Genomic DNA, 12753 nt, shown 5'->3' with positions numbered 1-12753 from the left:
ACAATCATAAAAGTGTACATAACACAATTGTGAACCGTACTTATAAACAGTAAATTATCACTTCTATCTTAAAAATTTTAATCTTATTTTTGCAACTTGGATTTTCTAGGAATAGAAAAAGTAATGGATATTACGACTTCATTGGGACTCATTGCCTCTGGGATAGCTGTCACAACTGCGATCTACGGTGTTTGCAAATACATCAGAAACTTGATTATGTATTTGTCATTGCCTGATTATTTAACGGGATTATACACTGGCTTTTATATTCAAAACCAAACTTCAAAGATAAATTTTGACGTTGTTGAAATCAAAAAAAAGATCGGTGGATTGATGGGTAGAACAATATATGCACATAGTTTAAACTTTGACTATCATTTCACAGCGTACAAACTTCAAGGAACTAAAAACGTGTACGAGGGGAAATGGCATAACCAGCATACAAAAAAATATATGGGGTCATTTCAGTTCAGAATAATAAAAGAAGGAAGCAACGTACTCATTGTGGGTGGATGGATTGGTCCAAATGAAGAAGAGAGAATAAAATTTGGAGACTGGAAGCTTAGAAAATCTGAGATTCAAGAGCTGCCTAAAAAACTAGAGCCAAAAAAGAAAAACGAGCGAATTCTTGAGGATATTATAAGAAGACATGAGTCAGAGCCTGAATGCGTAGAAAGAATTAAAAATCTTAGATTCTCAATACCTAAAGGAGTATTCAATCCAATCAGAGGAAAGATAAGTATACCTCTTATGGAAAAAGTTAAAGATCAAGTAGGTTTTCCTGATTTAGTTCTCGACCTAGGTTGTGGGTGTGGGTTGTATGCACTTTATTTTGCTCAATATGGGGAGGCTACTCATGTTTTTGCTTCTGATTCAAATAGAGCTTCATTGAATGCAGCAAAATTAAATGCAAGCTATAATAGAGTTGAAGATAAAATCACATTCATAGAATCTAGGTCAGACCAAATTTATCATGGTATCCCTAAAGATAAAAAATTTGACCTTATAATTGCTAACCTACCTTTTACCGCAAAAGAAAACTGCATCAAATATGAAAACAGTCCTTACTTTCACTGCTTTTCCGCAGATAGTAAGCTTTACTTTAATCTTGTACTAGGGGCGCAGTTTCATCTTAAAGATAACGGTTTTCTTTTTTTTACTTTCGGAGAAAGTGGATATGAAGATGAATTGCATGATTTTTTAGGATTGGCAAATCTTCAGTATACCATTGTTGAAAGGAGAGTTGAAAAGGATGACGTGTTCCTCATTTATAAGGCGTGGATAAAAGAAAGTCTTTCTAAAAGATGGTCTTAATTTCAAAAGCAATCATCTACAATCTTTAATGTGGCGAATGGAGTCACCAAAAACGTCACCAACTCCCGCATCCAAACACCAATCAAACACTCATTGACAACCGGTCAAACAAAAAGAAAAAACACCAAACGCCTTAATGCATAGCGTTTGGTGTTTAGTGAATTATCGATGAGTGTTTTTACTCTCATTCGTAATGCGTAGGTCAGGAGTTCGACTCTCCTCGGCGGCTCTCTTCACTTGTTTCATGTCCTCTGTTTCTTCAGCCTTTTGCACTTTGTTCATCAGTCATTGATTTGGGAATAGAGGATTTCTCTTGACAAATTCGAGTCTCTTCCAGGTCCGTAGAAGCCTATTATTCCTGCTCATATCTGCAGCTTGACACAGCCGCGCCGTTCCCGAAACTCCGTGATCTGTCTCGCGCGCGAGGCAACGTTTTTCTGTGAGTAAATACTTTGTCACCTGCCGAAGAGAGCACTATAAAACCCACTAGGAATAGACGACTTTTACAGACTGACGGCAAAACTACTTCGCTGTGTGCAGTCTTGTTAGACCCTTTTCGGATCATTTTCAAAACAAAACGGAGCATTTTTGATTGTCGTTTTGCCATATCCGAGACACTAAGGCGCATAAGTCTTGGCTTGACCGGTATACGCCCCTGGCGATGATGGTGCGAAGTCACAAGGTACTTCTTTGAGATGTTAAGGCAATACACATACCAGAATATCATAAATAACAGTCTCCAATGACATACAAGCAATTCAGGACCACTCGGCAGAAAGAATGAGCCGATTGCACGCGAGTATTCTCCCGCCCGTAAACTCACATTCTACCTGATCTCAAAGATCAATTCAGAGATGAAAATCCGGAAGTAGAATAACCGGGGCGACATGATTGTAAAGACAGAAAAGGAGGTAGACCTGGCATCTTTTTCTTCCCGCCAGCAAACTGCAAGCAAGCTGCCTAATTATCACAGTAATTGTAGTTCACCAGTGATGGCATCGATTTTCTCGGCATCATCAGGACCGATTGCCAGACAGGTTTGCGTCGGCTCTCCATGGAATTCGGTCTTGCCACTGTCTGTGATGAGATGAACTTCCAGGTTAGCTTCGACGGCGCTGTCGTGAATGGCTATCAATTCTTCCTTGCTGTTCACCCGGCAGCAAACTTTTGCGAAGGATCCATTCATCCAGCCTTGTTCAACCTCTGAGAAATCGTCCATCGAGAATGAATCGCGCTGCTTTAATCGATGACAAATAAACGACATCGAAGCGTGCGAACCTTGGGCAATCTGTTTGCCTCGACGCATCTTCAAGTCGTGCCGCATGACGAGGACCTGTTTGGTTTGTCCAGATCGTTTCGCCGTCTGAAGGTGACCAGGATATGTCTTGTGCCCCGACAGTAGTGCAAGCTCTCGCCACTTCCAATTGCAATCCACGTCTTCAAAGCCAATCTCTTTCAGCCATCGCAATTGTGTTTCTACATCCAACAGTTTATTCGACGGGTCTTCGTCCTCGGGCGTCATGCCCATCTCTTGGAGGAATCGGTCGTGAACTCGCTGGGTCGGGGAAGAGACGTGTTCGAGGTTGCAAAATACGCCTCCTGCTTCCAACGATGAAAAGACCTCTTTATAAAGCTCCCGTTTCCGCTGATGTGAGCAGTGATGGATGGCGAAACTCGAAACAATGCAGTCGAATTCTCCGAGATCAAGTAGCTGGTCGTCCATGTTGTGCTCAACAAGCATGACTCGATCACTATTCCCGAAGCGTTGTCGAGCTTGCTCCAACATCGCCGTTGAAAAGTCAAGACCAACGCCGATTGCGTTCGGACAACGAGAGAGGATTAACGACATCAAATGACCGTCTCCACAGCCGAGGTCCAGTACCCGTTTCGTCTCCTTGGGGATTTCTGAGAGCAATGTTGCCTCTCCTTCGGTTCGATGGGGTATGCACTTCATATGGGCCAGATATGCTTCAACGTATTCCGGCTTTGTCCATTCGTTGGTCATTTGTGCTCATCCCTTCAATTTCTGCTAAAAGATCCCACCCGTTTGTACTGAAATGAGCAAACCTTGGATGCTCATTCCCCAAAACTAACGATGCGGGTTTACGCCATAAAAGGCAGTCTTTTTGCGACAATACTTCATGAGGTGTTTGCCGGAACCATATGGGCAGACACTTCCTCCCAACGCCGGATTACCGATCCAACAAGGTGACACCGGGATGATCATAAGGTTCATTTACTTTTGCTACGTCTTGAAAAAACAAAGCTGCCCTAATTAGGGTGGCTTATCTAGTAGATACCCAGGACTCATCAACTTTCTTTGACATCAATCATCCAGTTGGCACAGATCTCCGCGATCTTCTTCCATTCGGGTTCTAGAGTCAGATAATGGCCAAAACTCTCGGCCTCATAGAAGGTTGCCCGCGAACCATGTCGTTCGGCAATGAGGCGAGCTGTTGAGGGAGGAATTGCCAAGTCATCAGAGCCGGACACCATCAAGACAGGACAAGTAACTCCGTCGTAATCAATCTTTGTGGTCTGATTCTCATCGAACATCCAAAAGAATAGCTCGAACATTACGCGGCCTGATTCCGGTATCAAGCGATCGAAAACCCGTCGTTGCTCGGTCGAATCCAGCTTGTTGAGACCAAATTTGGCCATGGTATCGAAATCGGGCAGCAAAGTGTTTTCCCAGAATGAGCCCGCCGACATAAACATCTTGCCAAGTTCGCGCTCCTGCCTGGTCGTTGGAAGAACACCCCAATTAACGCTGCCATTCAGCAGCACTATGGCGCGGGCAAGGCCGATGGCCGCCAACTTTTGTGCGATCAATCCTCCTAGTGAATGCCCGACGAGGATCGGTGTCGTGTTCAAAGTCTTCACGAATCCAATAATGTCTTCAACATAATCCGCTATGCTCGTTCCGGCGAGAATCGCTGAGGAATCGTCCGAATGTGGTCTATCGTGATGGCGGTAAGCCGGGCTATGGCAACGAAATCCTCTTTGCTCGAAATACTCAGAGAAATTCGACATTGTCCAAGGCCCTGCGTTGGTGCCGTGAATCAGAACAATATGCTTTTCGATGATAGATCTCCTAACTCAAGTGAAATTCGTGAATTGTGGTAGCAAAGCCACTAACGCTGGCGTTTCTTATCCCAACTCAAAGTGCAAATCAATCGCCCGTTTCCCCAGCACTCTCCTACTGGCTTAACGCTTCAGCTTTTCGAAAAGTACAATTATCGTAAAAGTAACTGGTGGAACAGCATAAATAATGATGAAAGGCCAGAATACGTAAGACGCCCATCGCAAGAGTCGTTCATCGTTCAAAAGGAAGCCTGATAACAAAAGACCAGCGTTAGGTATCAGGAGTAACCAGACGGTCCACTTCCAAACTTTTACTGGATTTACAGGTCTTTTCATGTCTACCCTAACTCAAAATGCATCTTAATTGCCCGTTTTCCCAGCACTACCTCTGTTCTGACAGATCGTCGTATGAATCCCATTTTTCATCTGTGAAGAATGATTTCATTACTTTGATGCCTTCGACAAAATGAGAATCTAATTTCCCATCTATTACAACGTGTGCATACCAATCATCATCAGTTGAATACGCCGCCTCATCTAAAACGAACAATCTGCTATTCCTTACAATAAATGAAAATGCATTATGACTTATATACTCTGATAGCAATCTCATATTTATTTCGCAGTTTTCTTCTGTGGTAACCTGTGGGATCAGATAGATTAGTTCACTTGGGGTGTAGTCGTAATCATCCAATATTTTCAGAAGTTGCCTCAGATCATAAACACCTTTGAACGGTTCAAAAGACTCGCGCATATTAAAATGATTAAACAGTTTCATTTGTTTTAACCCAACTCAAAGTGTAATTCTACTGCCCGCTTCCCCAGCACTGTAGCTACTAGCTTTGCCTGTTCTGTGGTGGGTTCTTTTGTGGTGGCAAGGATCTTGTGAGCTGGTGAATCATACGGCAGGTCAAGCTTTGCTGACAGCTCACAGAGCCGATGGTAATACTCGTTTTTGCGATAGCCGTCTCTTCGCAAAAACGAGTGCGAGTAGCACGTAGTTGTAAACGTCCCAGTTGGGTTCAGTCACGATACCACTCCACCAAACCGCATTCGAATATCATTAATCATATCTGATCGCCAATAAACACCGGCTCCACTGCATTAGAAACACATCTTATCTGATACATCGCAGATATCATTATATTATTGAATCTCGTGCAATTTTAGCTTGAGATCGTAGATTACGATGTAGAGAAACCCGGAAATATGAGTGAAGGAAATGTTCCTCCAGTTGCGTCTATAAAACCACCGCCCGAAATTGTTCCATCCCAATGAAGCCTCCAAACACCCTGCTGACATGAAATAGACCACCATGAGCCATCTGGAAGAGCGAACCATTCTCCAATTTGATGGTTCAATGTTATTTCATCTCCATAGTAACCGCTAGATCCTTCTATATTTCCATATAAGGTGATGCTTGGAAATAATTTTGACAAAATTGGTTCATCTGCGGGATCACAATTTACATCACTTGGTGGCTGACAAGCAGGGTTTGAATTTGGCATTTTCGAATCCTTTCAAAATGGAATCTGAAAATAATAAATTGGCTCCATTTTATATCTGATATTAATGGCGAAGGTAATTCAAAAAATGTAATTTTCGGTGTTGGCACAGAACATGTGCTGACTGATATTCCAGAACATATGTCAAAAAACTACCTCAATTTATATCTGCTCACCAAAAAACACTGGCTCTATGTAGTAGACTTGACAGTTTGGTTGTAAGTTAAAAGATGTTCAAAGCGTACCATGTACCCCAAATGATAAAGAGAATCAATCCACCATAAATCAAGCAATTTAACCAGAGTGGTTTTGCTGCCTCAAGTATTTTCAGACCTATCGCTTCAAAAATACATGCGACAATAAATAGCAAAACAGCAACTGCACCCAATGCGATATATTGCCAAGTTGTCACGATACCACCCCACCAAACCACATTCGAAGATTATCAATCATATCTGCTCACCCAAAAACACAGGTCAATCTTGCATAATCTCTTTATACTTCGGCACCGCTAACCGCTTGTATTTCACTGTTCGCCAGATTTAAGCCGAGCATCCCGGGACACAACTCGACGATACTTCACCCCAGGGCTCAGCCGCTGAATATTATCACCCAATATATGATTTTCCCCAAGCGTGATAACGACCACCCCGCTACCTTTCAAAAGGTTCCGTACAATCGCGTCTTCTCGCTTCTCGTCAGCCTTCTTATCAAAGACAACCTTTCCATCAGACCGAACCGGATTTGCCGCTTCAAAGGCTTCTGAGTCCTCTGCAGGTAGCAATGTTTCAAGCTCTCCATTCACAACTAACCGACCAGCAGCACCAAGCTCTAGTAAATCGATTTTATTCTGTGCTTCCACCAATCTGTCGAAGTCACTTTCAGGCGGTGTCTTGGTCTTGTCATACTTCTTAAGCGTTTCTATAAACCGCATCGTGTCTTTGTAATTCTTCTCAGTCAGACCTTCGATGTAGACTGATTTTAACTTGTATCTTTTGATTAAGCGTCTGAGCAGCTTTACCTGCTCTTTCTGAAGCGATCCCCCTCTTTTCAGAAATTCAAAGTACTGCTTGTCAATTTGCTCCTGGGTAATCGTGCTGTCCTGGTCTTTCAAATCGGCTGCGAAGACTTCAGGTGAGACGTAATGATAGTTCAGAATGTGGATTATCGTTTTGGGTTCTGCATATAGGGGAGCCGGAAGCAGTGCGAAAAGAATTATTAGTCGACTCATTTTGTATTCCTTCTGCGGGATACATCCCAGTTGGTCGACGAACTAAAATTCGCCGTGAAATTGAAAATGTTGTATTTCTTGATGTGACCTGATGTAGTCAATTAACCCATCGACTACACTCAGAAACAGATCACTCATTTTATTCGCTGGATTTTTAACCAACTTGCGTCTGCACTGCTTGAGTTTCTTGAACTCCTCCCATGTGAGGATTAAGGCATCCCCGATAATATCTACATTTTGTTGCGGATGCTTGACATCAATCAGCTCGAATGATTCGTCATCCGGTGAAATAGGACTGACCAGATAATACTTTCCTATACCAAAAGAGACATGGATTTCCTGGAGTACTGATGGTGCGTAGTTACACATCACATGTTCGAAACAACCATCTTGAGTGTAGCAGTAAATAGCTCTACTCATCACCGAACTCCCGCTCGCCAATAAAAACTACAGGCAATAGACTTGTCAGTTGGGTTCAGTCATCTGAAAATTAGCCAATAAACAAAAAAATTAAAAGTGCAAGTAACCCGAACACCAAAAAGTTATTTCCAAGTAGCTTAGGAAAAATTAAATGATATTATTAATTGCTTATTTTACAGCTTTCCTCATTCCTTTAATATTCCACAGCTATGCACTGATCTACCGCAAACAAAAAAAAGCTGAGTTTAATAATATATTGGTACTTTCGTTACCTTTAGCAATTTCAGCAGAAGTCATGGCTGTGTATGGATATTCGCTAAGATTCGTAACACTAACCTGGGCAGCCTGGATACTCATTGCATGGGCATTCGTCCTTTTATCGATTGCGGTTGATGAATATTGTTATGCAGATGTGGTTGCAGGTATCAGGATTAAATTTGGGCTTTATCGAGATCAATCTAAAATTACTAATGCAGTGAAAAAGAAAGGTATAACCTATCGTCTATTTATAACACTTATCGCAATTTATTTGGTTTATTTAGCTCTCTACTTCTCGACAATGTTAATGTCCCGATGAGCATTCACCTGTAGAAGATTTTTACCATCAAAAACTACAGATGAACTGACAACAGTAGCACGTAGTTGTAAACGCCCCAATTGGGTTCTACATCATTTATTGGTTTGTGGTCTTCAATAAGAGCAGAAATAATGCAGTCGTGATTTCTTGTCGCCATAGAAAATACATAACACAGACCCCAACGACAAAAACGCAAGGCAACCAACGTTTTTTCTTTCGCGATACTAAAATGGTAAGCATGGTGCCTAAAACGATCAGTATATCAATAAGAATAATGATATAAATCGCTTGCATGACTGTCACGACACCACTCCACCAGAAAGTACAGACTAATATTCCATAATCTCTTCATACTTCGGCACTGCAACCCGCTTGTATTTCACACTCTTAGCAAGCCGTTTCAGGAGCTTGACGAGTTAGAAATTAATCCTTGTCGTTCTTAGTCTTGTCCCATTATTCGACTCCATCTTTCAGTCATTGCGTGAAACATCTCTGCTACATACTCCTCAGTCTCATGCTCGAAGGTCTTTTTAGCCCAATAGTAGTAGTCACTGAACCCCTCTTTGCCCCAATGAATTTTCTGGTATTCAACTTTTGCTGAATAGTTCTCATCACGTTCCAGATAAGAGAGACATGCCCTAATGTGATCTACGGCACAGTGCTCAATTTTATGGTCCTCGCAGAACTTCAACATTGCACGTGTTGTTTTCGTTTTAAGCTCATTATCCCATTGAGGTGTCATGTCCAACCAATTTCGTATCTTTGTAAACATCTCTTCTAATCCCAATCATTCACACTTCCCAACTTTTCGAATTTTAATCCGCGGACCGTCTCCATGCTGAACTGGTGCGACTCATTTGGTATTCCTAATGCGGTAATCGTCCCAGTTGAGTTCAGTCGTAAAACCATACCGCATTTTTCATTTTAGACATCTTACTGTGTGTCAACTATCAGGTTGTGATTTGATGAAAATGCTCTTTTTGATTAGGGACCGAAAATATCTGTCATCTAGTTTTTTCTGATCTTTAAGGATGCCATTTGGGGTACTGACCGGGTATCGAAAAACGGGGATAAGTTCAGGATATTCATAAACACTCCATACATCCTTTTCTGGGGGCTCTGCATATAGGGATGTTGGGATCAGTGCGAAAAGAATTAGTAATCGGCTCATTTTATACTCCTTATGTTGTATATGTCCCAATTGGGTTTAGGATTATTCATCCAAGCATCCGCTTCATATTCCATATCGCCCAAGCAATATATGTGACACCGGAACTGATTATCAATGCGTTTACCCACCGGTTTCTTCTTTGTAATACAGCAATATCAATGGTGGCGTAAACAATAACAATCACCACAAGAATAACACCGAAAATTATGACTTGAAACACCGTCACGACACCACTCCACCAAACTTCGTAATAACCATCTATTCGTCTTTTTGCTTTCTCCAAGTGATACACGACTTGTACTTTTCTGGGAGTGCACAACGGGTAAGCCACAAATAAATTGCCGCAAATAATGAGACAGAGAGACATGACCCAATTTGATATGTCACCCTTTGCCAAGTATGTAAATCAATATCTGATCTTAACGGAGCGATTTCAGCAAATATATAGTCACTCTCTGTTCCACCTGTTCTCCAGATACTGAAATTTGTTACTCCAATATATTGATTAATGAAGAATGTCGCTATTAATATACAAACCACAAGATCCCCAATTGAAATATTTAATTGCCGTTCCTCGTCTTGCCCTTTTTTAAAAGTCGCCTTTTTGTAATGGATTTCACATGCATTAATAAGTATGTAAAAGCCAATCATGAAATTTACAAAAAGAAACACAGCTCCTAGGGTCCATAAGTTAATCACGACACCACTCCACTAAACTGCATTCGAAGATTGTCAATCATATCTGCTCACCCCAAAACACAGGCTCCAAGTGATAGCCTGTCATCACTTGATAATAATGTGATGCAGGTTCTAAAAGCAAATACACGTATGGATTCTCGTTCTGATCTCCCACGACAATACCACGAATCCCTTGCGACACCTGATACCACACACCGCGCTCTATTGCGAATGTCACAAGTACCTCAGCCGGTTCTGCAGTGGGGGCTTTGGTGGTGGATAGAATCTTGTGGACTGGTGAATCTGGCTAAACTTTCTAACAATTCGCTCAGCGAAAATCGAATTCCATTTAGAGCGAGTCGGTAAATACTTCGATGCCAAGTTGTTTTGCATCTTGTTTGGCTCGGTGACGATCAATCTTATACTTTCGGGGAGCGTTAATTTCTAGCTCAGTGCGATTAACGGAGAATTGGCAGTTCATTGCCTGTTGATGAACCCATTTCAATGCACGCTCGATACCGTCCGGATAACCTCGAAACGTTTTTTCGACCTCATCGCCACCACGAAACTTTCCCCAAGCCCCAGTGATACCCGCGGCGAGCGTCTCCTTTTTGCCGCTTCGACTGGTCAACTCCTGCGGAGGATGAATACAGATGGCCCCAAGGAACGAAGTTCCCTTTCGGTCAAATAGAAATGCAAGCGTCCACGAATCGGCCTTTTCCAGTTGATTGACAAAACCACCCAACAACTCCTTGTCAATTTGGAACTTCTTGGAAACAGCAGAACTCTTGTTCGCTCTTTTGCTAGACGACTTCGCGTCAATGGGTTCCGTGTCAGTCAACTCAAGCACTGCGGCAGCTTGGAGGCCAGGTTTCAGATCTAATGGATTCTTTCGTGATTCTTTAATGATTTCAAAGTAGACATGGTCGCCAGCCACCCTCGTATGAGCAAGGTTATCCACTTTTCGTTTCAGTCGATCAATGCCAGGCCAAGTCTTTGGGTCAAATCCTTTTTCTGGTGCAATGATCACGTGTAAACTCTGCCTGGCCTTGCCTTCTCCAATTGTCAAAACCATAACTCGGCCCTCTTCGAAACCAAAACATTTTCGATCTTTGGGTTTCATCATGATTTGCAGCATACCAATCGAATCGACGTAGTTGATGGTCGTCTCGCAACGCCCTTGTTTCACCTTGAAACTTGGCTTCTGATCAGGAGGATCTGGCACGCCATGGATTCTCCGCTTCAGCTTTGCTAAATCCTGTTCAGGCGGATGAATGGGAACCGTCGTCGCTGTCGGTTGAAACGGGTGCTGCAACAACTCTGACTTCGTCAAATAGATGGCCAGATCGGGAATCTCCATTTTCTCACCACCGGGAAACGCAGAATCAAAAACACGTGTGAACACCGAAAGTTTGTAAAACCCTGGCAACAATTTGAGGCACTCTGTCTCGCCAAGCGCACCGCGCGCAAAAATTGTTTCGTCGTATGCGACACACAGCTTTCCACTTGGCAGCGACACAACGGCTTCGATGGGGTCATACCAAAAGCCGTCCTTTGGAGGCTTCTTTCGCAAAGATCGACAGGTGACAAAATCGACGCCCGGTACTCCGTCCGAATCAACAATTTCGGGTTCGTGATCAATACCCACTAACCAACCTTTTGATGCAAGCGTCGTCAACTGCTTTTTGCTTGTTTGTTGATTTGGATCTCCAAGAAACTTTTCGATATGCTTGCCATGAGCTTGCAGCATCTCAAAATAGGATTCATCAAAAAGCCAAGTTTTGATTCCTGGCTCCATTGAGCGGACACTTTTTGCTTTCGGATCGACTGCCGCAATCCGGATCTTCTTGGCACGAGGCATGTTGACACGTAGATGTTGAATTAAGAATTAGCGCGGTATTCCCCATTTGGATTGGTCCTGAAACGGTTTCAGGCATCGACTTTGTAGATTATAGCAAACATTCTTCACTGAGTTCCAGAACGGAGTGATTTTGGGCAGGGCAATCCAGACTTACTGTCATCAACGAACGAACTCGAAACGTCTTTCCACAGTTCATCGAAAGTCATGGCCATTGTTGTTGCTACCTTTTTTGTTCGGCTTATTATTTCTTACTGACGTTCGAATCCTCTTCAATAATGCCTGAAAACTGGAGTTGAATTGCTCTTTCTGTGATCGCGATGTTCTTGTTGACGAGTGCCTCCCGCTCTTGTGACACATTCTCAATCTCGATTCCTTCCAAAGGACGAACTGTATAGTCTTTCTTTGTCTCGTCCTTGTACTGTTTCATTACCCTCAAGGCTTTGTGTAAGGCTTTTCTCTGCGCTTTTGCTTGTTGGATTTCACTCTCTATCGCATCTCCAAATACCGCTCTCATACGTGCAAGCTGTAGATTATACGAATTCACAAACTCTTCTTCATAAGAATGATAATCAGCTGGTCTTGCGTGTTCGGCTACTACATTAACATGTTTTGTATATGCATCGCTCTTAACGATAAAGTCGTCGAGAATACCAACACGTTGTTCGAACATCTTGCCTTTGATTTGATTACCAAGTTCGAGCTCTAACTGTTTTATAGAATCTTGCAACTCATGTGGTTTAAAAATATAGAGGGTAGCCAGTGCGATGAAACTCCAGAAGACCACAGAGCGAAGAGACTCCCATTTAAACTTGTGATTGAAAACGCGAATATCTTCATCGGCTCTTTCTTTCTCCGACATGTTTCTTACTCCTGGTGATTGAAGCAAAGTGATAAACTTAAACTGGCATTTAA

At 42.5% G+C, this 12753-nt stretch carries 14 protein-coding genes; 3 read left to right on the top strand and 11 right to left on the bottom strand.

The window, feature by feature from the left end; genetic code table 11:
• The first annotated feature begins 123 nt into the window (after positions 1-123).
• Positions 124-1314 carry a methyltransferase gene (locus V202x_RS07360; protein WP_145172592.1) on the top strand — a complete coding sequence of 397 codons (1191 nt, stop codon included), beginning with the start codon at positions 124-126 and terminating at the stop codon, positions 1312-1314.
• Between the two features lie 967 nt (positions 1315-2281).
• Here V202x_RS07360 and pth2 read toward each other — a convergent pair.
• The 7 genes from pth2 to V202x_RS07320 all read right to left on the bottom strand — a co-directional run bounded on the left by pth2 (position 2282) and on the right by V202x_RS07320 (position 7554).
• Complete coding sequence (gene pth2 / locus V202x_RS27405) at positions 2282-3319, bottom strand: aminoacyl-tRNA hydrolase (protein WP_197993270.1); 1038 nt, start codon at positions 3317-3319, stop codon at positions 2282-2284.
• A 305-nt stretch (positions 3320-3624) separates the two neighbouring features.
• Entirely contained in the window at positions 3625-4380 is a 756-nt protein-coding gene (locus V202x_RS07345; RefSeq protein ID WP_261343779.1) for an alpha/beta hydrolase, read from the bottom strand.
• Positions 4381-4780: 400 nt separating this feature from the next.
• Positions 4781-5176 carry a hypothetical protein gene (locus V202x_RS07340; RefSeq protein WP_145172588.1) on the bottom strand — a complete coding sequence of 132 codons (396 nt, stop codon included), beginning with the start codon at positions 5174-5176 and terminating at the stop codon, positions 4781-4783.
• Positions 5177-5582: 406 nt separating this feature from the next.
• Positions 5583-5906, bottom strand: a complete 324-nt coding sequence (locus V202x_RS07335) for a hypothetical protein (protein ID WP_145172586.1) — start codon at positions 5904-5906, stop codon at positions 5583-5585.
• Between the two features lie 220 nt (positions 5907-6126).
• A complete protein-coding gene (locus V202x_RS07330; RefSeq protein WP_145172584.1) occupies positions 6127-6315 on the bottom strand; it encodes a hypothetical protein in 189 nt (62 codons plus the stop codon).
• Between the two features lie 114 nt (positions 6316-6429).
• Entirely contained in the window at positions 6430-7134 is a 705-nt protein-coding gene (locus V202x_RS07325; RefSeq protein ID WP_145172582.1) for a hypothetical protein, read from the bottom strand.
• Positions 7135-7176: 42 nt separating this feature from the next.
• Positions 7177-7554, bottom strand: a complete 378-nt coding sequence (locus tag V202x_RS07320; protein ID WP_145172580.1) for a hypothetical protein — start codon at positions 7552-7554, stop codon at positions 7177-7179.
• A 151-nt stretch (positions 7555-7705) separates the two neighbouring features.
• On the opposite strand from V202x_RS07320, the gene V202x_RS07315 reads away from it, so the two are divergent.
• A complete protein-coding gene (locus V202x_RS07315) occupies positions 7706-8131 on the top strand; it encodes a hypothetical protein (protein WP_145172578.1) in 426 nt (141 codons plus the stop codon).
• A 439-nt stretch (positions 8132-8570) separates the two neighbouring features.
• On the opposite strand, the gene V202x_RS07310 is transcribed toward V202x_RS07315, so the two are convergent.
• Both V202x_RS07310 and V202x_RS07305 read right to left on the bottom strand, forming a co-directional pair.
• On the bottom strand, positions 8571-8903 hold the full coding sequence (locus V202x_RS07310; RefSeq protein ID WP_145172576.1) for a hypothetical protein: 333 nt from the start codon (positions 8901-8903) through the stop codon (positions 8571-8573).
• A gap of 657 nt (positions 8904-9560) precedes the next feature.
• On the bottom strand, positions 9561-10001 hold the full coding sequence (locus V202x_RS07305) for a hypothetical protein (protein ID WP_145172574.1): 441 nt from the start codon (positions 9999-10001) through the stop codon (positions 9561-9563).
• A gap of 30 nt (positions 10002-10031) precedes the next feature.
• Between V202x_RS07305 and V202x_RS07300 the strand changes: the two genes are divergently transcribed.
• A complete protein-coding gene (locus tag V202x_RS07300) occupies positions 10032-10346 on the top strand; it encodes a hypothetical protein (RefSeq protein WP_145172572.1) in 315 nt (104 codons plus the stop codon).
• On the opposite strand, the gene V202x_RS07295 is transcribed toward V202x_RS07300, so the two are convergent.
• Both V202x_RS07295 and V202x_RS07290 read right to left on the bottom strand, forming a co-directional pair.
• Positions 10330-11841 (bottom strand): hypothetical protein, encoded by a 1512-nt coding sequence (locus V202x_RS07295; RefSeq protein WP_145172570.1) that lies wholly within the window; start codon positions 11839-11841, stop codon positions 10330-10332. The two genes, V202x_RS07300 and V202x_RS07295, sit on opposite strands and share 17 nt — an antisense overlap.
• Positions 11842-12082: 241 nt before the next feature.
• Positions 12083-12700, bottom strand: a complete 618-nt coding sequence (locus V202x_RS07290; protein WP_145172568.1) for a hypothetical protein — start codon at positions 12698-12700, stop codon at positions 12083-12085.
• Positions 12701-12753 lie beyond the last annotated feature (53 nt).

Source organism: Gimesia aquarii, assembly GCF_007748175.1.
In the GTDB taxonomy this organism is placed as follows: domain Bacteria; phylum Planctomycetota; class Planctomycetia; order Planctomycetales; family Planctomycetaceae; genus Gimesia; species Gimesia aquarii_A.
The sequence above is the reverse complement of the archived record's forward strand: the minus strand, read 5'-3'. Positions and strand labels throughout refer to the sequence as shown.